Genomic DNA, 21,665 nt, shown 5'->3' with positions numbered 1-21,665 from the left:
TGGAAGATGCGAGACTCCTGCGGGACTAGCGTGACAGGTGAGACTCCCGCCGGTGCTTGCACCAAGAGGCTCACCGCACGCCCCGCGGAAAGCGAGCAGCCTGGAACGGAAATCAACAGCTTACAGACTTCTTGGACAGCCCCATTAAAACAAATCGTATATTCCTTCTGCTGATTCTTGCGCGGCCACTTCTTGAATAAACGCAGGGTTCTCCGTCAAATGAGATATCTCCTTGAAAAGGTCTTTCAAGAGGTATCTTTTTTCATTGCTCATGCCCAGCAAAAATACGATTGACACACTTTCTTTCCCCCACTTAACGGGATTTCTAAAAACCGACATCCCAATAACTGCTTCTTTCACAAGATTCGGGTTTCCATGAGGGATCGCCACACCGCCTCCCACTGCCGTTGACGATTGTTCTTCTCGTTTCAGGACGCTTTCTTTGTAGCTGCCTTTTACGAATCCGAGTTCCTCCATTTGATGAACCATTGACTTTAAAATATCTGCATGGGCTGCCTCACCGGAATGAACCGATATCAGCTCTGAATGCAGCAGCTTTTTTAAGATCAGATAGCTGCTATGCGTATCGATTTGCGAGCCGTTTTGAATCCAATGTTCAATTTCTTTCTCCTCCTCTTCGGTCATAAGAGGAGACACGACTATCACTGGCACATCCTGATAAGAGAAAGGGACCGTGCTGATCACTAAATCCGGCTTCTTCTCTTTAATTTCAACAGGTGCTTCACTGACCGACGCTGTTCCTGCGATCTCAATGGAATGGAACTTCCGCTCAAGTTTGGTCACGATGAGCTGGGACATGCCGATTCCCATCGTACATATGACGAGCACCTTCAGATGACGGGCGCTTTTTTTCTTGAACCGTTCTACCGAGGCTTGAAAATGAAGCGTCAGATAAGCGATTTCTTCTTCAGGGAGCGATTTTTTCAGCTTTTGTTCAACAACCGGCAACGCATAATAAATCATCTCAAACATCGTCATGTACATTTTCTTGATCTCATCTGCCATAGGATTGGAAAACGGCAGGGCATAATCCAGTCGATGGAACGTGGTCTGCAGATGGCCTGCCAATCCGGCAAGCAAGAGCTCATCATTCGTAAAATCAATATCCGTAATCTCAGAAACAGCCTCGATCAGCTTCTTGGAAAACTCCAGTACAGCAGCATCAAATCCAGCCAGTTCTTTCTCCAGTTTTCCCCTGTCCTTCGCGTGATAATAAACTTTTGTGCCAAGAACCCGGATCGTGATATAGACGGCTTCCTCCTGAGGGAGTTTAACGGCCATTGCCTTTTCAATATCCTTTAAAAAGGCTCCAACAGCCGGGTATTCTTTCGTTTGTTTAATCCGCTCCTCCTCATCCGGAGAAATCGTAATTTTACTGCCCGTCTTCACCCTTTTAATTGAAATCAGAATATGAGTAATCAAGTTTTCAAGCGCACTTTCTGTGAACGAATAGCACAGCTGCTGCTCTAATTTCTTAAGGCTGCTTCTCACGAAATCAATCTCATGAGGAGCAAAGATCCGGTTCACGAAGTTTTTTTCTTCTTCTGCTGCATGAATCAGCATACCGGTCAATCTGGATAAAGCATCACGCCTGTTTTTTTCGTTACCGTCCACCCTCAAACCAACCTTTTGTTTAAGCTGCATCTCCAGATTGAACGACTTAAGCCAATCCTCCATCTGCTTGATATCATGCCTCACAACTGTTTTGCTGACGTAATACTTTTCTGCCAGCTCCTGAAGCGTTGTATCTTTATTTTTTAAGAGAAGCTGGCGCACGATGCTCATTCTTCTAATGCTGTCAGCCATTACGGTGTCTGCTGCCTGCTCCTTTTTAGAGATATCCATTAAATTTGAGATTGCAGAGGCTGTACCCTCGAGATAAACACCTACTCCGCGTCTTCTTATCAAGCGGACGTCTGATGCCTGCTTCAGCCATTGGTCAATAACCTTACAGTCATTTCGGATTGTTTTTTCAGAACAATCCAGTTCAGCGGCAATATCATCTACTGACACGCTTCCCCCGCTTTTTAATAAAAAAGAAAGCAGTCTGTTTTGTCTTTCAATCACTTCATCACCTGCTCCTGCCATCCTCTGTCTTATGTCTTAAGATGGCCTATTCCCTAAGATTCATAAGTTTGCTTCCTTTCTTAGTCTAGGTCTTTAGATGCAGAAGTCAATGTTTTATGTTTGTTTTACATATTCAGGTTAGAGGAATACTATTTTTAACGATATCAACGGAAGGATGTGTTCAGGATGGAAGAAACAAAAATGAAGAGGCACTGCAGCCATTGCAATCAGGAAACGATGCACATTGTTCGTGAAGATGCTCTCGAACTCGAATATACGTGCACCAACTGCAAACATACAGAAACAGAAGTGAAAACGTTCTTTTGATTTATACGAAAAAAGGGGCTGTCCAAGAAGTCTGGTAGCTGTTGATCTCCGCTCCAGGCTGCTCGCTTTCCGCGGGGCGTGCGNNGACTTTCAGGACAGCCCCTTCCACTTATTTTAATAGCTTCTTAACTAACTTTAACCCGTTCTTTGCAGAAGGATATCGGAAGGAGAAATCAAACCGGTTTGTTTGCTTCAGCACGCTTTTAGAATGAGAGAACGTTTCAAAGCTGTATTTTCCGTGGTAGTTCCCCATCCCGCTTTCTCCAACACCGCCGAACGGAAGGTAAGGCGTGGCGATATGCATGAGAGCATCATTTATGCAGCCTCCACCGAAAGAAACACGCCCCGTAATCTGGTCCTCCGTTTCCTTGTTTTGTGTAAACAAATAGAGAGCAAGCGGCTTCGGGCGTGAGTTGATGAACGTAATCGCCTCATTCAATGAAGTATATTCCATAACCGGAAAAATCGGGCCGAAGATTTCCTCAGTCATAACTGGAGAATCAGGGCTTACCTCATCAAGCAAGGTAGGCGCAATTCTGTTTTTGTCATCCGATTTTTCTCCGCCGAAAATTATCGTTCCGTCGTTCAAGTAACCCGTTAGTCTGTTATAGTGGTGACCATTTACTATTTTTGAGTAAGAGCTGTTTTCAATCGGCTGCTCTCCGTAAAATTCTTTAATCGTCACCTTCATTGCCTCAATAAGTGCAGCTTTTACATTCGTATGGACTAGCAAATAGTCTGGAGCAATACACGTTTGCCCGGCGTTCATAAATTTACCGAAAACGATTCGTTTCGCCGCAAGCCTGATGTTGGCATCTTCATGTACGATCGTAGGACTTTTCCCGCCAAGTTCAAGCGTGACGGGAGTTAATTTTTTGGAAGCAGCCTCCATGACAACTTTTCCAACCCGTACACTGCCCGTGAAAAAAATGTAATCAAATGGCTGATCTAGAAGAGCTTGACTCGTTGATACTCTACCTTCTGCCACTGCGATATAAGAAGATGGATATAGCTCCTGCAAAATATCTGCAATCAGCGCAGACACATTCGGTGTCAGCTCTGAAGGCTTGATAACAGCCGTATTTCCTGCAGCAATCGCACCGACAAGCGGAGATAATGCAAGCTGAAACGGATAGTTCCAAGGAGCAATGATAAGCACCGCACCATAAGGCTCCGGCAGGATATAACCTTTTGATCCTGCATGTGTTAAAGCGGTTCGTACTTTTTTCGGCTTCGCCCATTTTCTTAGGCGCTTCATCGTAAAATTAATTTCTCCATATAAAATTCCAATTTCTGTGGAATATGATTCAAGTTCCGATTTATTTAAATCAAGTGCAAGAGCCTTGACAATCTTCTGTTCATGCATCTTTACTCCGGCTTTCAGCTTTTTCAGCTGTTCCAAACGGAAGTCTATGCTTTTTGTTTCCTGGGATGCAAAATAAAATTTTTGATTCTGCAGAATTTGATTAACTTCTGCTGCTGATGCTTCTTTCATGATACATACCCCTTTTCCATTGTCATGATCATATGTTTAAAAACTTAAACATACGAACCTACAAGGTTACTATAGTTTCTTTCCAAATAAAAGTCAACACCAAAAAGGTGCCTGACACCGCCGTGCCTGGCACCTTCTAATAATTAAAATTGAGCAGTTTATACTCCAGAAATTCATCCAGACCGTACTTCCCGCCCTCGCGGCCCATCCCGCTTTCTTTCATACCGCCAAACGGTGCCTGCACATACCCGACTTTTGTTCCGTTAATGCCGATCATCCCAAATTCCAGTCGATCTGAAACCCTGATAGTCCTTCCAAGATTTTTCGTATATACATAAGCAGCCAAACCGTAGACCGTCTCGTTCGCCTGTTCGACAGCTTCGTCTTCTGTCTCAAAGGGGATGAGGGGAATAACAGGCCCTAATGTTTCTTCCTGGAAGATTTTCATCTCTTGTGTGACATCACACAGGATGGTCGGTTCAAAGAAATTCCCTTTTTTGTATACGCCGTTCCTAAGTGGGTTGCCTCCTGCTATAATTTCGGCTCCTTTATGTACGGCATCTTCGACTTGGATCTGTACCTGTGAGAGCGCCGCTTTATGGATGAGCGGCCCGATCTCTACACCCTGCTCTAATCCATTTCCGATTTTCAGTTCTTTTATTTTTTCAGTTAACACAACCGTAAATCGGTCAAGCACAGTTTTTTGGACAAATACACGGTTAGCACACGTGCAGGTCTGACCATTGTTTTGAAACTTATTTCGTATTAAACCATCAACCGCAAGATCAATGTCTGCATCATCAAATACGATAAAAGGGGCATGTCCCCCAAGCTCGAGAGAAACCTTCTTCAGTTTTTTTGCAGCTTGTTCCATGAATTGCTTTCCGATCTGAGCGGATCCTGTAAAACTGATCTTTCTGACCTTATCATGGTTCACAAAGACTCCACTGATTTCCTTTGCATTTCCGATGACCAGATTGGCTGCACCATGCGGCAGACCAGCCTTTTCAAAGATTTCAAAAAGAGCAATGGCCGACAGCGGTGTTTCAGGGGACGGCTTAATAACCACCGTGCACCCTGCTGCCAGGGCAGGAGCCAGTTTCCTTGTAATCATGGAGAAGGGAAAATTCCATGGTGTAATGGCCGCCACAATGCCGACCGGATGCCGCTGAACAAGAAGTCGCTGGTTTTGTTCAGAAGAAGGAAGGATCTCACCATAAATTCGCTTTGCTTCCCCAGCATACCAGAGGACATACTCAGCACCCCAGAGGACTTCCCGTTTCGCCTCGGCAAGCGGCTTCCCTTCTTCCATCGTTAGGATTTTTGCCAGCCGGTCCGCATCTTCTATAATTAAGTTATAGGTGGTTCTCAAGTAGTCAGCACGTATTTCCGCTGTTTCTGCTGCCCAATGAGGAAAAGCTCTTTCAGCGGCATTAACCGCACGCTCTGCGTCTCTTTCACCGCCAAAAGCGACACTTGCGATGAGCTCCCCAGTCGCTGGGTTTCTCACAGGATGACGTTCTCCCTTTGCCGCCTCTAACCATTCTCCGTCTATGAACATTTCCGTCTTTACCAAAGCAGCAATATCAGCCTCCATATCGTGTCCTCCCAAATGACTCCATCAGCCTTGGCCGTACTTTATAACAGTACGATTCTATTCCCTGCATCGAACAACTATAAACAGGTGCCTGGCACTGGATTACAGTGCCAGGCACCTGAATGGTAACTTCCTAGCCGATCTCCCTTTGGAGCTGGCTGTGGTAAAGCTCGGAGTAAAAGCCTTCTTGCTTCAGTAGTTCATCGTGAGAGCCTCTTTCAAGTATTCCTCCGTCTTTTAACACGAGGATCTGATCGGCTTTTTGAATGGTGTTCAGCCTGTGGGCGATAATAAAGCTCGTCTTGCCTTCCATCAGCCGCTGCAAGGCTTCCTGAATTTTCATCTCTGTGATGGTATCAATGCTGCTCGTCGCCTCATCCAAAACGAGGATGACAGGATTGGACAGGATGGCTCTTGCGATGCTTAACAGCTGCTTCTGCCCCTGGCTGATGCCGCTGCCATCCTGTTCAACCATGGTCTCGTACCCATTAGCAAGTTTTGTAATAAAGGAGTGGGCATTCGCCTCCTTTGCTGCTTCCCTGACTTCCTCATCTGAAGCATCCAGCCTTCCGTAACGGATGTTTTCCATAATGGTCCCTTCAAAGAGGAACGGATCCTGCAGCACAAATCCCATATGCTCCCGAAGTGCCTTGCGCTTAATCCCCGTGATTTCGCGCCCGTCCACAAGAATGCTTCCGCTGCTCGCATCATAAAAACGGGACAAAAGATTGATGATCGTCGTTTTCCCCGCTCCCGTCGGACCGACCAAGGCGACCGTTTCACCTGGTGAGGCATGGAATGAGATATCATTGACGGTATTGCCTCCTTCTTCATAGGAGAAGGAGACATCCTTAAATTCAATCTCTCCATGAACACCATCCAGATCTTCGTTTCCTTCTTCATCTTTCGTCTCTTCTTCCTCATCCAGCACTTCAAACACCCGCTCCGCTCCTGCAACAGCTGATAAGAGCGTATTAAACTGGTTGGAAAGATCATTCAGCGGGCGGGTAAACTGCCTCGAGTATTCGGCAAAGATTACGATGGTCCCGATCGTGACCATCCCTTTTAAAGCTAAAACGCCACCTGCCCCGGCAATTAAAGCAAAGCTGACGTTATTCAAAACATTCATCAGTTTGGGAATGAAACCTGAATACGTTTGTGCCCAAAACCCGGATTCCATTAACTTATCATTTTTCGCCAAAAGCTCAGCAATCACACGATCTTCCTGAGAGAAAGCTTTTACGATCCGCTGTCCTGAAACGGTTTCCTCGATATAACCGTTCAGTTCCCCAAGGTTTCTCTGCTGTTCCTTAAATAATCGGCCTGTACGGCTTGTGATCCACCGCATACCAAGGAACATAACCGGCACAATCACAAGGGTGATCGCAGTTAGGAGCGGGCTCAGCCAAAGCATGAATCCAATTGTTCCTAACAGAGTCAGTACACTGGAGAAAATCTGGATAACCGAAGAGTTAAGTGTGGAGCTTACATTCTCAATATCATTGATGACCCGGCTCATGATTTCTCCATACTGGCGCTGATCGAAGAATGGGATCGGCAATTTGTGAAGATGGCGAAACAGCTGAGTCCTCATTGAGAAGACCGTATTCTGTGCAATTCCGATCATCCAGTAGTTCTGAAGCCATAGCGCTCCGGAGTTCAGGATATAAATAGCCAGTAAACCGGCAAGAAGCCTTAAAAGGCCGCTGTTTTCTTTTGTAATAATATAATGGTCAATGGCCTTTCCGATCAAAAAAGGGCCAAGAAGACCGAGAATTGAACTTAGGACAACCATGAAGAGGACGAGCCATAAGCGACCCTTCTCACGTGCCAGATATCTCCAGATCTGCTGAAGTGTTCTTCGCCAATCCTTTGCTTTCTCTTTTTTTCTTCTCGGTACGGCTTCCTTCGCCATCACCTCTTGAACGACAGCCCTTTTATGCCGGAACGGTTCATTCAAACCCTTGAGCATGCTTTAACGACTCCTCTCCAAACTGAGATTCGAAGATTTGCTGATACAGGCTGGAGCGCAGCAGCAGGTCCTCATGTTTTCCTTCCATCAGCAGCTTGCCGTTTTCAATCAGCAGGATTTTATCCGCTTCCATTGCTGTAGCAATCTTTTGGGTGATAATCAGGATCGTAGAAGGAAAACTCCTCAGTGCACCGAGGAGTTTTCCTTCTGTTTTCAAATCAAGAGCACTTGTACTGTCATCAAGCAGCAGAATCTTCGGCTTTCTGACTAAAGCCCGTGCAATGGAAAGACGCTGTTTTTGTCCCCCAGATAAATTGACCCCTTTTTGCCCGAGTTTGGTTTCATATTGTTTTGGCAGAGACGCTATGGTTTCAGCAATCTGGGAATTCTCAGCAGCTGCCCTAATCTCTTCCTCGGTGGCGTTTTCTTTTCCCCACGCTATATTCTCCTTTACGGTTCCTGTGAAAAGAAGGGCTTCCTGAGGAACAAGGCCGATCGCACTTCTTAGATGCTCGAGCTTTATGCGTGATATATCCATTCCATCAATCAGAATCTTTCCTTCATCTACATCATAAAGTCGGGGAATCAGCTGAAACAGCGACGACTTTCCGGACCCTGTCGCTCCCATGACTGCTACAGTCTGTCCTGGTTCAGCTTTAAATGAAATGTGCTCCAGGACTTGTTTTTCAGTCCCAGGATAATGAAAGGATACTTTCTGAAACTCAATTTCACCTTTGAAATCAGGACGGATTATTTCTGAATCTTCATGGTTAACGAGATCCACCTCGGTATTGAGCACATCAGAAATCCTGTTTCCTGATGCCTTTGCTCTTGAAAAAGCCATGATGATCCACGAAAAAATAGAAAAAGTTGACGTGATTCGTGTGCTGTAGTTGATGATGGCTACTAGATCACCGACCTTTGCATCTCCCGTATTGACTTGAACACTGCCAAACCAAAGGATACATAAGATGGCGATATTCATAACGAGAAGCAGGATCGGATTCGTAGACTCCATCAGCCTCAATGCGAATGCTGTATTATTCTTAAGCTTGCTGTTGGCTTCGGTAAACCGTTTGACTTCATGCCTGCTTCTTAAGAAAGCTTTAATGATGCGGATACCTGAAAGGTTTTCCCGCATGACGCCATTCACTTTATCCAGGTTTTCTTGAACAGACTTGAACAATACGCCTCCTTTTTTCAAGACCCACATTAAAAATACAAATAAAATTGGAATAGCCACTGCTATGAAAATGGCCAATTTCGCGTCTACGACAAATGACATGACGAGTCCGCCTATGATCATTAAGGGAGCTCTCAGCATGACCCGCAAACTCATAAACACCGTGTTTTGCATCTGGGTCACATCATTGGTCATTCTTGTGATCAGAGACGTAGTAGGAAACCGGTTGAAATTCGCAAATGAGAACGCTTGAATTTTCGTAAATAAATGCTTCCTGAGATCATATCCGTAGTTTTGACTGACATGCGAAGCATAGAAGGAATTGATTACACCGGCTGCAAACGCGCAAAGCGATATGCCAACCATGACTCCTCCCCACACCATGACCACCTCAAGATCTTTTTTCAATATCCCATTATCAATAATTTTGGCGATCAATAAGGGCTGCAAAAGCTCGACAGCCAGCTCAACAAGCATCAAAAACAAAGCAACAGCAACCTGCAATCGGTAAGGTTTTAAAATCGACAGGACTTTCAAGACTGCATCATCCTCCAGAGCCATCTGTAAAAAAATTATAATAATATGTATTGTTTACTTACTTAATCATACCTTTTCTGGATAATTTATTAAATAATTTGAACTTTTCGAAGCATCTCGATTTCCTTCATTTATGGAAAGAATGATATAATTCAAAAGAAAATGGACTGCAGGAGGTGTTTACAGTGAATGGACAGAACCGGAAAGACATCTCTCCAGGACTCGAGGTTAATATTGTTTTAAAACAAGATCAAAGAAGCGGCAAACTCACAAATGGTATTGTGAAGGATATCCTGACGAACGCTGCTTTCCATCCGCACGGAATTAAAGTACGGCTCCAAAATGGACAAGTAGGCAGAGTGAAGGAAATAATCAGCAATTAGAGCTAGCGCTTCAAAACAAGGAGGAACCAAAATGAGCAATGAAATAAAAAACAGCGAACTACCGCCAAAAACATGTACGATTGAACGTTTAGTCACCCTTCCTGAGGACGTGGAAAAAGTACTTGCAGGAGAAAAAACAGCCACTCGCCGCAACGGCAGATATGCTGACATCGGGGAAATCATGGAGCTTAAAGGCTCAAAGTTTATTGTTGAAAACGTGTATTCCCAGGCGCTTGGCGAATTAACAGACGAGCATGCAAAACAGGAAGGCTTTGAAGATGTGGAAGGCTATAAAAATTCCATTCTCTCGATCCACCCTGGTATGCCTTGGCTGCCTCACATGAAAGTATGGGTTCATGAATTCCGTGCGCTGGAAGAGTAATAGCAGCTCTCAATGAACATGGTCTATCGTGTTGTGCTTTATATTCATATTCTTAGCGTCATCTTATCAGTCGGGCCCTTCTTTATTTTGCTTCCTTTATTAAAGAAGCTAAGAACAGCAGGTCCTGGCAATGAAGAGGCTTACTTGGACTCCTTTAAGGCAGCTGTCCGTCTTGCCAAGCATGCGGGTCATGTCCTTGTTGTCAGCGGGGTATTGCTCGTACTGATTACGAACCGATCGTGGACAACGCCATGGCTGTTGACCACGATCATCATCTTAATCTGCTCGCTTTATTTTCTCGCAAGAGCCTTTTCGCCAACCATACGAAGGTTTAAAGACCTTGAAGAACAAAGGAATCCTCTTGTAACCAAACTAAAAAAAGCAATTTGGATCTACATGGCCCTCATGATGGCCATGCTATGGTTCATGGTTGCCAAGCCTGTAATATGGTAGAGAAAAAGGAGCGATCCCATTTTTGGATCAGCTCCTTTTTTCTTTTATCCATGAAAATATGTCTATACCGCTACCCCGGCGAAAAACTCCTCATACAATGCCTGAACTGCTTTTCTTTCATCGCTCACTCTTACACCGAACATCATACTTACCTCAGAAGAACCCTGATTGATCATTTCGATGTTAACTTCCGCTTTGGCCAAAGCCGTTGATGCACGGGCCGCCGTTCCTACACTTTCTCTCATCCCTTCGCCCACCATCATGATAAGAGCCAAATCACGTTCTACTTTTACATCATCTGCCTGAAGCTCCTCTTTAATCCGTTTAACAATCTGTTCCTCCACAGATTTAGTGAATCGATCCTGCCTGAGAATGATGGAGATGTCATCAATTCCTGATGGCATGTGCTCAAACGATAGGTGAAAGTCCTCCAGAATGCTAAGAAGCCTGCGGCCAAATCCAATCTCGCGGTTCAAAAGATATTTGCTGACATAGATACTGCAAAAGCCATCATCACTGGCAATACCGATAACAGGGCCATTAGCCAGCTCTCTTTCTTTTACAATCATGGTTCCAGGTTTTTTCGGCTGATTCGTGTTCTTCACGTTGACCGGTATGCCTGCTTTAAAGGCCGGCATGAGCGCTTCATCATGAAATACAGAAAAACCTGCATAGGAGAGTTCACGCATTTCACGGTACGTAATTTCACTTATTTCTTTTGGACGGTTAATAATTGTAGGGTTTACTGAATAGACGGCATCCACATCCGTGAAGTTTTCATAAACATCGGCCTTTATGCCGCTTGCCAGAATAGAACCGGTAATATCTGAGCCGCTCCGGGAAAAGGTCACAATCTCACCTTCTCGATTAAAGCCAAAAAAACCCGGAAAAATAATGATACCTTTCCGGTCTCTAAGTCTATATAGAGAGTCATAGGTTTCCGGCAGTGGCTGGGCGTTTCCCGGCTCGTCAGTAACAAGAAGACCTGCTTCCTCGGGATTAACATAATGAGCATCTATACCTTTGTGCAGAAAATAAGCCGCAATCAGCCTCGCATGGCTGTCCTCCCCGCTCGCCTTTACTGCATCCATATATTTCTGCGGATTACTGCGGTCTCTGTTCAATAATTCCAAGAGGTTCGCTTTAATTTCCGCGACCGGTTCCCTTGGAAGCTGAAGCCCTTCAGCAATGCTTTCATAACGGTCAATAATGCCTTGAAACGCGTTTTGGTCTTCTCTTCCTTGAAGATACGCTGCAGCACATTCTATTAAAAGATCCGTAACCTTTGTGTCTTCTGCAAACCGTTTTCCCGGGGCTGACACCACGACTACTTTACGTTCCGGATCTGAAACGACAATATGAAACACTTTTTCCACCTGCTCTGAACACGATAAAGATGAACCACCGAATTTCACGACTTTCATTTTTAACATCCCCTACTGTTAGTATTTGTCCGGTAAATTTTAGTTACTATTATTACGCGTTTCAGTATAAGATGCAAGGGTATTTTCCATACAGAGAAAACAAATGTCCTCTCTAAAAGAACTAATGTTTAAGTATTACTTAACACTCCCGGGCAATATTTGCGGTTTTTCGATTATTTCCGAGGGAATATTCATGAAACAGGGGAAATAATGAAAGGTCCTGTCAGGATTACCCGACAGAACCTTTGAAATCTATTTTACTTTTACTCTTACTGGGTCAAATGGCTTTGATTCCTTCGTTTTCTACTCAAATGTTCCTTTCACAACTGGTATACCGTCCTGAACCATGACCTGCCCTTTAGCAATAACCGTATCAATAGCCAATGTATCTTTAGTTAAAAGCACAAGATCGGCATCCTTCTTCTCATGCACAAAGCCTTTGTTCTTAAGCTTCAATACTTGGGCGGGGTTGGAGGTGATAACCTTTAACGCGTCTTCAAGCGAAACCCCTTCCTGCAGGACAGCATCTCTGACTTCTTTAAACAGCGAAGAAACTTTTCCTACCTGCAGCCCTTTAAATTCCCCATCTTCATTAAAAATTGGAAGACTTGCCTGGCCATCGGATGAGAACGTGATGTTCCAGATTGGAACGCCCTGATCGAGCATCATCTTAAGTCCCTTACTGCATTTCACTTCGCCCTCTTCTAAGAATTTCGGTATGGTGCTCGTCGTCAAATCAACAAAACCGCCCCGCTTGGCAAAGCGGATACCGTCATGAAAAAGTTCTTCGGTACGGTTAATATGAGTCGGATGAAAATGCATTAACGGTAAATTCGTTCGTTCGATCAGTTCCTCTATCGGTTGAACCCTCGATTCACCGGCCCCAATATGGACTTCTAGAATACCGGCTTTCCCTGTAAGCAAGCCTCCGTTGCGGGCAGCTGCTGCTATCTTCGTTAATTCCTCAAAAGTCGGTTCTGAAGAACGATGGTCTGAGATAGCGATCTCCCCCACTCCAATGACCTTCTCGATAAAAATAATATCTTCTTCAACCTTGCCTGTGATGGTGCGTACAGGCAGCTGATATGATCCGGAATGGATATAGGTGGTGATTCCTTCTTCATCAAGGGCATGAGCTTTCGCTAGAAGACTCTCCATTTTCCTGGTCGTTCCATCCGTCCCAAGCAGCCCGACCATCGTTGTAATGCCGGCAGTTGTAGCATCAGTCAGCATCAATTCAGGCGTACGTGTTTTGAAGCCTCCCTCTCCTCCACCGCCAGTGATGTGGACATGGGAGTCGATAAAGCCCGGTACAACGAGCTTATCTGTTGCATCGATAACAGTGATCGGCACAAAGCTGTCCGGAATATCAATCTGTTTTCTGATATAGCCGATCTTTCCGCCTGCAAGCAATATATCTTTCTGCCCCAGATGATTCGGGCTGTATACATCTCCATTTTTTATTAAAGTAAGCACTGCTTTGTTCCCTCCAATTTTGTCAATTGCCCAGCTGTCTATTGTGTACTCCGATAGCAGGAGCGTGCGGTGATTTTACACATCGATTACTTCAGAGGGCATAAATTATTTGTCGAGATTATAAAAAGAAGCCGGCTTTTATGCCGGATTCCTCTTATTTCATTTAGCAAGCTGCCTCTGGATGAAGGTCAGCGTATGTTCAATAATAGCTTCCTGATCATGATCGAGGGTGGCTACATGGTAGCTGTCACTCATGTAATACAATTCTTTATCCTCTGAAGAGATCTGTTCATAGATGAATTGAGAATTCAGCGGTGGTACGACATGGTCTTCCTCCGAAACGAAAATGAACGCAGGGCACGTTACTTGGTCAAGATGATTCTTAACTTCTTCCATAAGCTTTAAAATTTCCTTCACAGATTGGACCGGTGTTTTTTCATAGGCAAGTTCTAATATACCCTCTTTTTTTATATCCGAACCGATGGCGTCCAGAAAACGGGGCTCTGCAGCATTTTTTAACGGTTCCATCTCCGGGATATCTATAGCCGCATTAATGGGTATGATTCCTTTGATTTCCGGATATTTTTCAGCCAGATAAAGGGTTAACGTCCCCCCCATGGAAAGTCCCGTAACAAAGATCGTATCGCAGCGTTCCTTCAGCCATTGGTATCCTTCCTCCACAGATGCAATCCAATCCTGATGATTGCTTTGTTCCATGTCCTCATAATGGGTACCGTGCCCTTTAAGCCTGGGACCGCAAACGGTATAGCCTGCTTCTGCATAAGCCTTGCCCAAAGGCAGCATGCTTTGTGTTGAACCAGTAAAACCGTGCGAGACCAAAATCCCCACTTGGCTGCCTTCATAATAAAACGCCTCTGCATCTTTTAAAACCGGATACTTTAGTGCCCTGTCTTCCATGGATATCACCTTCCATTTAAAGGATTTGTACACCTAACACTTCGTTTAAAGGGATGAGAGTCCTGCTTGCCATTCGCTTCTGTCTGCAAGGATTTCAAGTGCATAACAAAACCCGCTCGAAAATGCGGGTTCTTTTCTCTAGTCATTCAGTGTTTGAATAAACTGTTCTATGACCTTATTGAATTTCTCACTTTCTTCAAGAAACGGGCAATGGCAGCTTTGCTCAAAGATTTCCAGCCGGGAATCAGAAATGTTTTCCCGCAGATGTTCACCTGCTGCTACAGGTATGAGCTTTTCTTCTCTTCCGAAACAAAGCAAGGTCGGTTTTTTAATTTTGCTTAAAAAACCTCGGTAATCCACAATCGATTGGTCGAACAATACCGCACTCGCAATCGACTCCGGCATTTTAGTAACTTCGGCCATCATCCAGGAAAAATCGTCCTCAGACAGCTCCTCTTTAAACATAAGAGGGACAAAGCCTTCGAGTACTGCCCTCCGATTACTTTGAATGTCTCTCATAAATTGAGTCAGTGCCGGCAGATCAAAAGCACCGATCGGAAAATCCGGCCATTTAAAGTCGGAAGCAAGTTCATCTACAATCACTGTCCCTTTTACGTGGTCTTCCCCAAATTGCTGCAGATAGTCCCAAATCACAAAAGCTCCCATGGACCAGCCGGCCAAAACGACATTCTTTAAATCCAGCTTCTGAATAAACGCATGGACATCGCGCGCATATTGAGCAATTGTGTGTCCGTGATGAACCATGGAGGATTGTCCGTGTCCTCTCAAGTCCAGTGTGATCGTTCGGTAGCTTTTAGAAGGAGCCGAAAGCTGTTTATGAAAAAATTTACTGCTCATCCAGACTCCATGGATAAATATAACAGGTGTTCCTGTTCCCCGTTCTTCATAAAAAAGCTCTACATGGTCTTCAACCTGTGCAAAAGGCATGTGTTATCGCTCCCTTCCTTTAATGGGCCTTATCGGCTATATATGCAGCTTCGATTCAGACTTGAACCTATTACTTTACTTTTCTAACATTCGGCCGGTAATTCATGAAGTTATCAAAAGCAAACCCTCTCACCTGTTCTTCAGAATAGTGCTTGAGCAGTTCATTGATTAAATTCTGGCTTTTAGCCGCATTCTCCAAATCCGTTATAAAGTTGGCGATGCCGTCGAAATCAGAACCTAAGCCGATCTGTTTCACTCCACCCAGTCCACAAAAATGATCAATGTGCTTTATTAAGTCAGGAATAGATGCTTTGACCTGATCTTGATTGATAAAGGGGGGATTATATACCACATGAATCGTACCGCCCTTTTCAAACATCGCACTCGCCTGTTCATCGGTTAAATTTCGCGGATGGTCACAAAGTTCCTTGGAATTGGAATGGCTGGCAAACGGATAATCAGCGATCTCGAGTACATCCCAGAAGGCCATTTCACTTAAATGGGAAACATCTGTTAGAATCTGATGCTTATTATGGAAGTCAACAACCTCTTTTCCAAACACGGTCAATCCCCCGCCCCGCGGTTCTCCTGCCCCGTCGGCAGCCAGGTTCGCCGTGTTCCACGTTAACCCGACAGAAAGAACGCCTAATTGATGGAGGATGTGCAATTTAGAGAGATCATTTCCAATGGCATCTACCCCTTCCAGTGTCAGCATCGCACCAATATCGCCATCCTGAATCCTGTCAAAATCTTCCCAGCAGCGTATATGCTTCATCTCTGGATTTTTGCCAAGCACTTCTTTATAAAATAGATCCACCTGGCCAAGCGCAGCCTGAAACTTCTGATCTGACGGAATCTCAGGTTCAATGAAAATAGCAAAACACTGCACTTTTACATGCCCCTTTTTCAGCCGCTCCTTATTCGTCTCGAGCTCAGGGGCAGATGCAAAGCTTAGCTTCCCTTTTTCTTCATACAGTTTTAATAATGCGTCACAATGAAAATCAATGATATCCATGTTTAACTCCTTCTTGTTTACTCACGTATGTATTTACTTCTTGAAAGACCGCTCTCCTCCTGCTTTTCCTCTATTTTTATTGGATGACTTAGGTCAATATCCCCAGCCATTTCACATAAAATAAAGAATCCTGCTAATTTTTTTCATTGCAAGAGGAGTTTTGACACAATATGTCGAAATTGTCTAATAACTGACTAGTTCTTTAGATTCATAGTTTTGATACAGAATATAAAAGAAAGGATAATGCGTATGAAATCTACTAAGGCGCAGGCGGTCCGCTGGCTGTCCCGCCTCATCCATAAAGAAAAAATCGATATGAAAGATGAAAAAATCCGTGACGAAACCTTCTTGTTTACAGTTGAAGGGTTTTGTGAACAAAAACCGGTCTTTTTTATTTGCCGAGATGAAGACGGCTTGCAGTTCGGCTACCACTCTTTTAAGGAGATAGATCCTTCCCGGCCTGCTCCCTCTAAGGTAAAACGGCATCTGATTGAATGGGAGATGCTGGAGTCAGGAAGCAGAGAAGAACGGCAAGAGAAAATATTAAATACATTGGTTTCAACCATCCGTTCACGAAAAAAGCAGTATCGGACGTGCCAATACTGCAGCATTAAATTCCCCCCGGAACAGCGCTTCAACCAAAAAACCTGCCAAAACTGTGCACCATCCCGTTCTCACGCCGTTCACTAACCTTTGCTTTTCGGTTCGGCACCGAGCTGCCTGGCCAGATAAACAATGGACTCATTGATCCGCCAAATATAATGAACGTTGTGTAACAGGCGGAGATGGTTAAGCATTTCATGTTCGCTTGATTCAGACTCTTCCGGCAGGCGTTCCAATTGTTTACGTTCCTCTTCCAAATTGACAATTTGTGCCTGCCCTTCTCCTCTGATCACCGCACTCAGTGCTTCAATATTATCCGTCAGTGAGAGCTGAACATGGTTTATCAGCTCTTCAAACTTTTCTTCAGTGTTCAGCTGGCTTTTTCGTGTTGAAGAAGCAACCAGATGCTTGGCGTAAAAGTTGATGGCCGTCAGAACGGTGAGCTGCTGCTGAATGCCGGATCGGCCAAACCAGCCTCTGTATAACGGGCTTGCGTCGTCTATCAGTGTCTGCAGCAGCTGATCGAGCTCCAGCGCATGATCCGCAAGGTTGAAAGCAGAGTGCTTCTCTCTGAAACGGTCAATATAATTGTCCACGTACTCCTTAAGTGAATTCAGGTACTCTACAGTAGAGGTTGTGACTTTATCCCGTGTTCTCTGCGGATAGACAAGAGCAGATACCGCAAACCCCAACCCAACCCCTGCAACGGTATCAATGACACGCGCTGCCATTAATTGTTCATTGATGCCGCCAAGGAGGATATCATACATCAATGCAAGCAGCATCGTGATCCAGAACATCATCAGTGTATAAGAAATCGGCAGTAAGTAAAAAGCCAGGAAAACACAAATGAAGAGCAAGATAATATCCTGAATACCAGTTAAATACAGGGCGATAATGAAGCCGGCTATTGCACCTAAAAAGGTCCCTACGCTCCGCTGTACAGCTTTGACGAGCGTACGGCCGACTGTTTCCGTTCCGAGAAGGACAACAAAACAGGACAGTAAAATCCAATATTGATGAGCAGGGGAATATATGTGGCCGAGCACAATCGATAAGCCTCCTGCGATCAATGCCTGGATGGCTTTTTTGGTCGTAGGACGCATCCCTTCCTCTTCTTCATTCTTTGCATCTTCTTCAGTGTCTTCTTTTTCAAGCGGATCCGAAGTTCCGCCATCACTGCTTGTTCTCTGCAGGGACTGTTGAAGCCCGAACGCCCCATCAATAATATGATTGGCAATTGACTCTATCCTCCGGATCAGGTAAAGCCATTCTTCATTTCTTTTATCCAGCTTCAAAGTACGAAGCAGCTGCCGGAGCGATTGTAAACTGGCTGCTGCGTTCTCCAAGTAATGCACCTGTTCCCTGTTGAGCACTTCGGCCTCACGAATGGATTGAATAACAAGCAGCAGCGAGGAACGTATTGAATGGTTTTCGAGCGCCCGGTGTTCTTTTAGACGTCGTATGGAGGGTGACAAGGTTTCCATCAGCATCGCTGTATCAAAAATGTACAGGCGAAGCTGGCTGGTGCTGAGACCGGGCCATATACCTCCTGGATCTGTAGAACCAAGCTCATTTGAGACTACACGTGCATAATCTCCGAGCTTTTTGACATTCCGGTCGAGATTTGCCAGCCTCTGCTTATCTAATTTAATATCCCTTACGATATCAATGACAATATTCAGCGTAAGATTTGCCTGTATATGAAAAGAACCCATGGAACGTTTTAATACTTCTTCAGGCTTGTCCTTAATGAGGATAAAATTATAAAAGTAAGCAAATAAAATACCTGTTGCTATGGAAGCAAACAGCCAGGGAACCTGAGCGAAAGTAACTTTAAGGAGCATAACAAAATAAAAGGACATGAATGCAATCATGCAGATAGAAAAGTAGCGGCTTCCAAAACGTTGAAGATAAAGCGCTAAAAATACAACAAGAAGTAAAAACAGATCCGCTGCAATCCCCCATTTGGATAGCCATGATCCGGTGGCGAGAGAACATGCACTCGAGGCGGCAAGCAGAACGGTCGTCAGTTTCTGTTCTTTTTCTGTATCATCGTTTACTACAAGAATCCCCATCATCCCTACAACACCAGCAAAAATAGCTGCTGTGATCTGGCCTCCGGCATTCAGTACGATAATCAGCATGACTACTACTGAACTAATGACACTCAGCGTCACTTTACTCGCTGTCCTCAACCGTTTCCTGCCTGGATCTGACGCAAGCAGCCGATACATCCAGTACCTCATTTGATCCCCCCTTCTGCTGAATTAGCTTTTCTGTGCATTATATCGTTTTACGTGAGCTTCACACAATGACTATAACTTGTAAAATGACTCTTTATTTTATATCCATAATTTGCTGTCCCATAAACCGTACATGCAAAAAAACCGGCTCCAAAAGGAACCGATTTTTTTTGCATCTTTTATTAATGTCCGCCAAGATAGGCCATTTTCACCTGCTCGCTTGAAGTGAGCTCCGCTGCATTACCTGACAGCACGATTCGCCCTGTCTCTACAACATAGGCACGGTTAGCGATGGAAAGCGCCAGATTCGCATTTTGCTCCACGAGTAAAATAGTCGTTCCCGCTTTGTTGATCTCTTCGATTATACGAAAAATCGTCTTAACCAACAGCGGCGCCAGTCCCATGGAAGGCTCATCAAGCAGCAGCAATCTCGGCCTGGCCATCAATGCCCGCCCCATGGCAAGCATCTGCTGCTCCCCTCCGGACAGTGTTCCGGCCTGCTGTTTCAGCCGCTCAAGCAGTCTTGGAAAAAGCTCATACACCTTTTCCAGGTCCTGCTTAATCCCGTCTTTATCTTTCCTTAAGAACGCGCCGAGCTGAAGATTTTCCTCTACGGTCATATTCGCAAACACACGGCGGCCTTCAGGAACATGAGAGATTCCCTGTTTTACAATCATTTGTGCGGCTTTTCCATTGATCGATTTGCCCTCATAAAGGATTTTCCCCTGCTTCGGTTTCAACAGTCCGGAAACGGTTTTAAGCAGAGTACTTTTGCCGGCTCCGTTCGCACCGATCAGCGTAACGATCTCGCCTTGATTGATTTCAAGCGATATGCCCTCAAGCGCCTGAATGTTGCCGTAATAAACGTTAATATCCTCTACCTTCAGCATTATGAAACCTCCTCGCCCAGATACGCTTCGATGACTTTTGGGTTGTTCTTAATTTCTGATGGTGTCCCTTCAGCAATGAGCTGGCCATGGTCAAGAACGTAAATCCGTTCACAGACACCCATGACAAGCGGCATATCATGCTCAATGAGAAGAACAGTCAGATTGAATTGCTCCCGGATGAAGGCGATCAGATTCATTAATTCTTTTGTCTCATGAGGATTCATCCCGGCGGCCGGTTCGTCGAGCAGCAAGAGCTTCGGGTTGGCGGCCAGGGCACGCGCGATCTCCAGACGGCGCTGCTGGCCATATGGCAGGTTCTTCGCCTTTTCATCTTTAAACCTGTCCAAATTAAAAATCTTCAAGAACTCTGTCGCTTTCACGTCCATTTCCTTTTCTCCGGAAAAATGTCCCGGAAGCCTGAAAATCGAGGTGAAAAGAGTATGCTTAGCCTGCGAATGGTAAGCCACTTTTACATTATCAATAACGGACAGTTCCCCAAACAGCCGTATATTCTGGAACGTCCGGCTGATTCCATTTCTCGTAATCTTGTAAGGAGGAAGGTTGTTCAGCCTTTTCCCGTTCAGCGAGATTTCCCCTTCCGTTGGAACATAAACCCCGGTCAGCATATTAAAAAAGGTTGTTTTCCCGGCACCGTTAGGTCCGATCAGTCCTGCCATCTCGCCAGGAAACAATTCAATGTTCACATCCGAAACCGCTCTTAGCCCCCCAAAGCGAATACCGATGTTGTCAACCTTAAGCAACGGTTTGCTTGTTTCCATCCTTCGCTCCTCCCTTCGTCTTCTTTCCTTTGCTGAAGATTGACGTAATCTCTTTCGTCCCCATCAATCCTTGAGGGCGGTACAGCATGACAACAATAAGGACGATGCTGTAGATGATCATCCTCGTTTCAGGATAGTCCTGCAGGAACGTGGAAACGACAGTTAGAAGGATCGCTGCAATAACAGAACCCGATAAGGAGCCAAGCCCTCCGAGTACAACGAAAATCAAAATATCAAATGATTTCAGGAATCCAAAGTTCGAAGGCTGGATAATGTAGAAGTTATGAGCATACAACCCACCCGCAATTCCGGCAAAGAAGGCGCCGATGACAAAGGCAGTAACCTTATAATAGGTCGTATTGATTCCCATCGCGTCAGCCGCGGTTTCATCTTCCCGAATGGAAATACATGCCCGGCCATGTGTGGAATTTGTAAAGTTTACAATAACAAGGATAGCAATGAGCATACAGCCGAAGACCCACGGCCATGTCGTCAAGTGGTTGACCTGCATGCCGCTCGCTCCGCCTACATAATCCAGGTTCAGAAACACAATACGGACAATCTCACCAAATCCAAGAGTTGCGATGGCAAGATAATCGCCTTTTAGCCGAAGACTTGGAAACCCGATAATAAAGCCCGCCAATGCGGCCACCAATCCTCCAACGAGAAGAGCTGCTGCAAAAGGAAGCTCCAGTTTCATAGTGATGATCCCCGACGCATACGCACCTACGGCAAGGAAGCCTGCATGTCCAATAGAAAACTGCCCTGTAATGCCGATGATCAAGTGAAGCGAGACGGCCAATATGATATTAATAGCGATAAAGATCAGTGTATTTACATAAAAGAGGTTCAGCATTTGGCCCGTGATCATGAACTGGATAACGCCAAAGATAACGAGAGACAAAACGATGGATGTCCAAAAGAGCTTAGCTTGTTTAAAAATCGCCAT

General features: G+C 44.9%; 18 protein-coding genes and 1 pseudogene. 5 read left to right on the top strand and 14 right to left on the bottom strand.

The window, feature by feature from the left end; genetic code table 11:
- Positions 1-144: 144 nt before the first annotated feature.
- Positions 145-2,088: a BglG family transcription antiterminator gene (locus P4361_RS02285; RefSeq protein ID WP_328088176.1), complete on the bottom strand. Its 1,944-nt coding sequence runs from the start codon at positions 2,086-2,088 to the stop codon at positions 145-147.
- Between the two features lie 186 nt (positions 2,089-2,274).
- Between P4361_RS02285 and P4361_RS02280 the strand changes: the two genes are divergently transcribed.
- Positions 2,275-2,415 carry a hypothetical protein gene (locus P4361_RS02280; RefSeq protein ID WP_175501928.1) on the top strand — a complete coding sequence of 47 codons (141 nt, stop codon included), beginning with the start codon at positions 2,275-2,277 and terminating at the stop codon, positions 2,413-2,415.
- 109 nt (positions 2,416-2,524) lie between these two features.
- Here the strand turns inward: P4361_RS02280 and P4361_RS02275 are convergent.
- The 4 genes and pseudogenes from P4361_RS02275 to P4361_RS02260 form a co-directional block, all read right to left on the bottom strand.
- Positions 2,525-3,925, bottom strand: a pseudogene (locus tag P4361_RS02275) (aldehyde dehydrogenase); the annotation flags it as partial.
- A 121-nt stretch (positions 3,926-4,046) separates the two neighbouring features.
- Positions 4,047-5,507 (bottom strand): NAD-dependent succinate-semialdehyde dehydrogenase, encoded by a 1,461-nt coding sequence (locus P4361_RS02270; RefSeq protein WP_328088175.1) that lies wholly within the window; start codon positions 5,505-5,507, stop codon positions 4,047-4,049.
- A 133-nt stretch (positions 5,508-5,640) separates the two neighbouring features.
- A complete protein-coding gene (locus tag P4361_RS02265; protein WP_328088174.1) occupies positions 5,641-7,479 on the bottom strand; it encodes an ABC transporter ATP-binding protein in 1,839 nt (612 codons plus the stop codon).
- Positions 7,460-9,223, bottom strand: a complete 1,764-nt coding sequence (locus P4361_RS02260) for an ABC transporter ATP-binding protein (RefSeq protein WP_091007754.1) — start codon at positions 9,221-9,223, stop codon at positions 7,460-7,462. Before P4361_RS02260 ends, P4361_RS02265 begins: the two co-directional genes overlap by 20 nt.
- 161 nt (positions 9,224-9,384) lie before the next feature.
- Between P4361_RS02260 and P4361_RS02255 the strand changes: the two genes are divergently transcribed.
- The 3 genes from P4361_RS02255 to P4361_RS02245 are packed head-to-tail and all read left to right on the top strand — an operon-like array spanning position 9,385 to position 10,417.
- A complete protein-coding gene (locus P4361_RS02255; RefSeq protein ID WP_091007749.1) occupies positions 9,385-9,582 on the top strand; it encodes a YwbE family protein in 198 nt (65 codons plus the stop codon).
- A gap of 31 nt (positions 9,583-9,613) precedes the next feature.
- Positions 9,614-9,964, top strand: a complete 351-nt coding sequence (locus tag P4361_RS02250; protein ID WP_091007746.1) for an ASCH domain-containing protein — start codon at positions 9,614-9,616, stop codon at positions 9,962-9,964.
- A gap of 18 nt (positions 9,965-9,982) precedes the next feature.
- Positions 9,983-10,417, top strand: a complete 435-nt coding sequence (locus P4361_RS02245; protein WP_328088179.1) for a hypothetical protein — start codon at positions 9,983-9,985, stop codon at positions 10,415-10,417.
- 62 nt (positions 10,418-10,479) lie between these two features.
- Here the strand turns inward: P4361_RS02245 and P4361_RS02240 are convergent, their stop codons facing one another.
- The 5 genes from P4361_RS02240 to P4361_RS02220 form a co-directional block, all read right to left on the bottom strand.
- A complete protein-coding gene (locus P4361_RS02240) occupies positions 10,480-11,841 on the bottom strand; it encodes an aspartate kinase (protein WP_328088171.1) in 1,362 nt (453 codons plus the stop codon).
- A gap of 303 nt (positions 11,842-12,144) precedes the next feature.
- Positions 12,145-13,317: a beta-aspartyl-peptidase gene (gene iadA / locus P4361_RS02235; RefSeq protein WP_328088170.1), complete on the bottom strand. Its 1,173-nt coding sequence runs from the start codon at positions 13,315-13,317 to the stop codon at positions 12,145-12,147.
- Positions 13,318-13,476: 159 nt separating this feature from the next.
- A complete protein-coding gene (locus P4361_RS02230; RefSeq protein ID WP_328088169.1) occupies positions 13,477-14,235 on the bottom strand; it encodes an alpha/beta hydrolase in 759 nt (252 codons plus the stop codon).
- A 138-nt stretch (positions 14,236-14,373) separates the two neighbouring features.
- Positions 14,374-15,183: an alpha/beta fold hydrolase gene (locus P4361_RS02225; protein WP_062238722.1), complete on the bottom strand. Its 810-nt coding sequence runs from the start codon at positions 15,181-15,183 to the stop codon at positions 14,374-14,376.
- A 70-nt stretch (positions 15,184-15,253) separates the two neighbouring features.
- Complete coding sequence (locus P4361_RS02220; RefSeq protein WP_328088168.1) at positions 15,254-16,198, bottom strand: dipeptidase; 945 nt, start codon at positions 16,196-16,198, stop codon at positions 15,254-15,256.
- A 249-nt stretch (positions 16,199-16,447) separates the two neighbouring features.
- Here P4361_RS02220 and P4361_RS02215 point away from each other — a divergent pair, with 249 nt between their 5' ends.
- The gene (locus P4361_RS02215; protein WP_328088167.1) at positions 16,448-16,888 is read left to right on the top strand and encodes a hypothetical protein; all 441 of its coding nucleotides are present in this window, start codon (positions 16,448-16,450) and stop codon (positions 16,886-16,888) included.
- Here P4361_RS02215 and P4361_RS02210 read toward each other — a convergent pair.
- From P4361_RS02210 to P4361_RS02195, 4 genes are all read right to left on the bottom strand, one after another.
- Positions 16,885-19,050 (bottom strand): FUSC family protein, encoded by a 2,166-nt coding sequence (locus tag P4361_RS02210; protein WP_328088166.1) that lies wholly within the window; start codon positions 19,048-19,050, stop codon positions 16,885-16,887. The two genes, P4361_RS02215 and P4361_RS02210, sit on opposite strands and share 4 nt — an antisense overlap.
- Before the next feature lie 179 nt (positions 19,051-19,229).
- Positions 19,230-19,937 (bottom strand): ABC transporter ATP-binding protein, encoded by a 708-nt coding sequence (locus tag P4361_RS02205; protein ID WP_248251435.1) that lies wholly within the window; start codon positions 19,935-19,937, stop codon positions 19,230-19,232.
- A complete protein-coding gene (locus tag P4361_RS02200) occupies positions 19,937-20,716 on the bottom strand; it encodes an ABC transporter ATP-binding protein (RefSeq protein WP_328088165.1) in 780 nt (259 codons plus the stop codon). The genes P4361_RS02205 and P4361_RS02200 overlap by 1 nt, the downstream gene beginning before the upstream one ends.
- Positions 20,691-21,665, bottom strand: coding sequence for a branched-chain amino acid ABC transporter permease (locus tag P4361_RS02195; protein ID WP_053355774.1), 975 nt, complete (start codon positions 21,663-21,665; stop codon positions 20,691-20,693). Before P4361_RS02195 ends, P4361_RS02200 begins: the two co-directional genes overlap by 26 nt.

This window comes from Fictibacillus sp. B-59209 (assembly GCF_036216745.1).
GTDB lineage: Bacteria > Bacillota > Bacilli > Bacillales > Fictibacillaceae > Fictibacillus_C > Fictibacillus_C marinisediminis.
The sequence above is the reverse complement of the archived record's forward strand: the minus strand, read 5'-3'. Positions and strand labels throughout refer to the sequence as shown.

Excerpts from the sequence above, each read along its gene's own strand:
- P4361_RS02200 (WP_328088165.1), bottom strand. The coding sequence starts at position 20,716 with ATGGAAACAAGCAAACCGTTGCTTAAGGTTGACAACATCGGTATTCGC.
- P4361_RS02250 (WP_091007746.1), top strand. The coding sequence starts at position 9,614 with ATGAGCAATGAAATAAAAAACAGCGAACTACCGCCAAAAACATGTACG.
- P4361_RS02245 (WP_328088179.1), top strand. The coding sequence starts at position 9,983 with ATGGTCTATCGTGTTGTGCTTTATATTCATATTCTTAGCGTCATCTTA.
- P4361_RS02205 (WP_248251435.1), bottom strand. The coding sequence starts at position 19,937 with ATGCTGAAGGTAGAGGATATTAACGTTTATTACGGCAACATTCAGGCG.
- P4361_RS02280 (WP_175501928.1), top strand. The coding sequence starts at position 2,275 with ATGGAAGAAACAAAAATGAAGAGGCACTGCAGCCATTGCAATCAGGAA.
- P4361_RS02225 (WP_062238722.1), bottom strand. The coding sequence starts at position 15,183 with ATGCCTTTTGCACAGGTTGAAGACCATGTAGAGCTTTTTTATGAAGAA.
- P4361_RS02260 (WP_091007754.1), bottom strand. The coding sequence starts at position 9,223 with ATGGCTCTGGAGGATGATGCAGTCTTGAAAGTCCTGTCGATTTTAAAA.
- P4361_RS02265 (WP_328088174.1), bottom strand. The coding sequence starts at position 7,479 with ATGCTCAAGGGTTTGAATGAACCGTTCCGGCATAAAAGGGCTGTCGTT.
- P4361_RS02215 (WP_328088167.1), top strand. The coding sequence starts at position 16,448 with ATGAAATCTACTAAGGCGCAGGCGGTCCGCTGGCTGTCCCGCCTCATC.
- P4361_RS02270 (WP_328088175.1), bottom strand. The coding sequence starts at position 5,507 with ATGGAGGCTGATATTGCTGCTTTGGTAAAGACGGAAATGTTCATAGAC.
- P4361_RS02230 (WP_328088169.1), bottom strand. The coding sequence starts at position 14,235 with ATGGAAGACAGGGCACTAAAGTATCCGGTTTTAAAAGATGCAGAGGCG.
- P4361_RS02210 (WP_328088166.1), bottom strand. The coding sequence starts at position 19,050 with ATGAGGTACTGGATGTATCGGCTGCTTGCGTCAGATCCAGGCAGGAAA.
- P4361_RS02220 (WP_328088168.1), bottom strand. The coding sequence starts at position 16,198 with ATGGATATCATTGATTTTCATTGTGACGCATTATTAAAACTGTATGAA.
- P4361_RS02240 (WP_328088171.1), bottom strand. The coding sequence starts at position 11,841 with ATGAAAGTCGTGAAATTCGGTGGTTCATCTTTATCGTGTTCAGAGCAG.
- P4361_RS02195 (WP_053355774.1), bottom strand. The coding sequence starts at position 21,665 with ATGGCGATTTTTAAACAAGCTAAGCTCTTTTGGACATCCATCGTTTTG.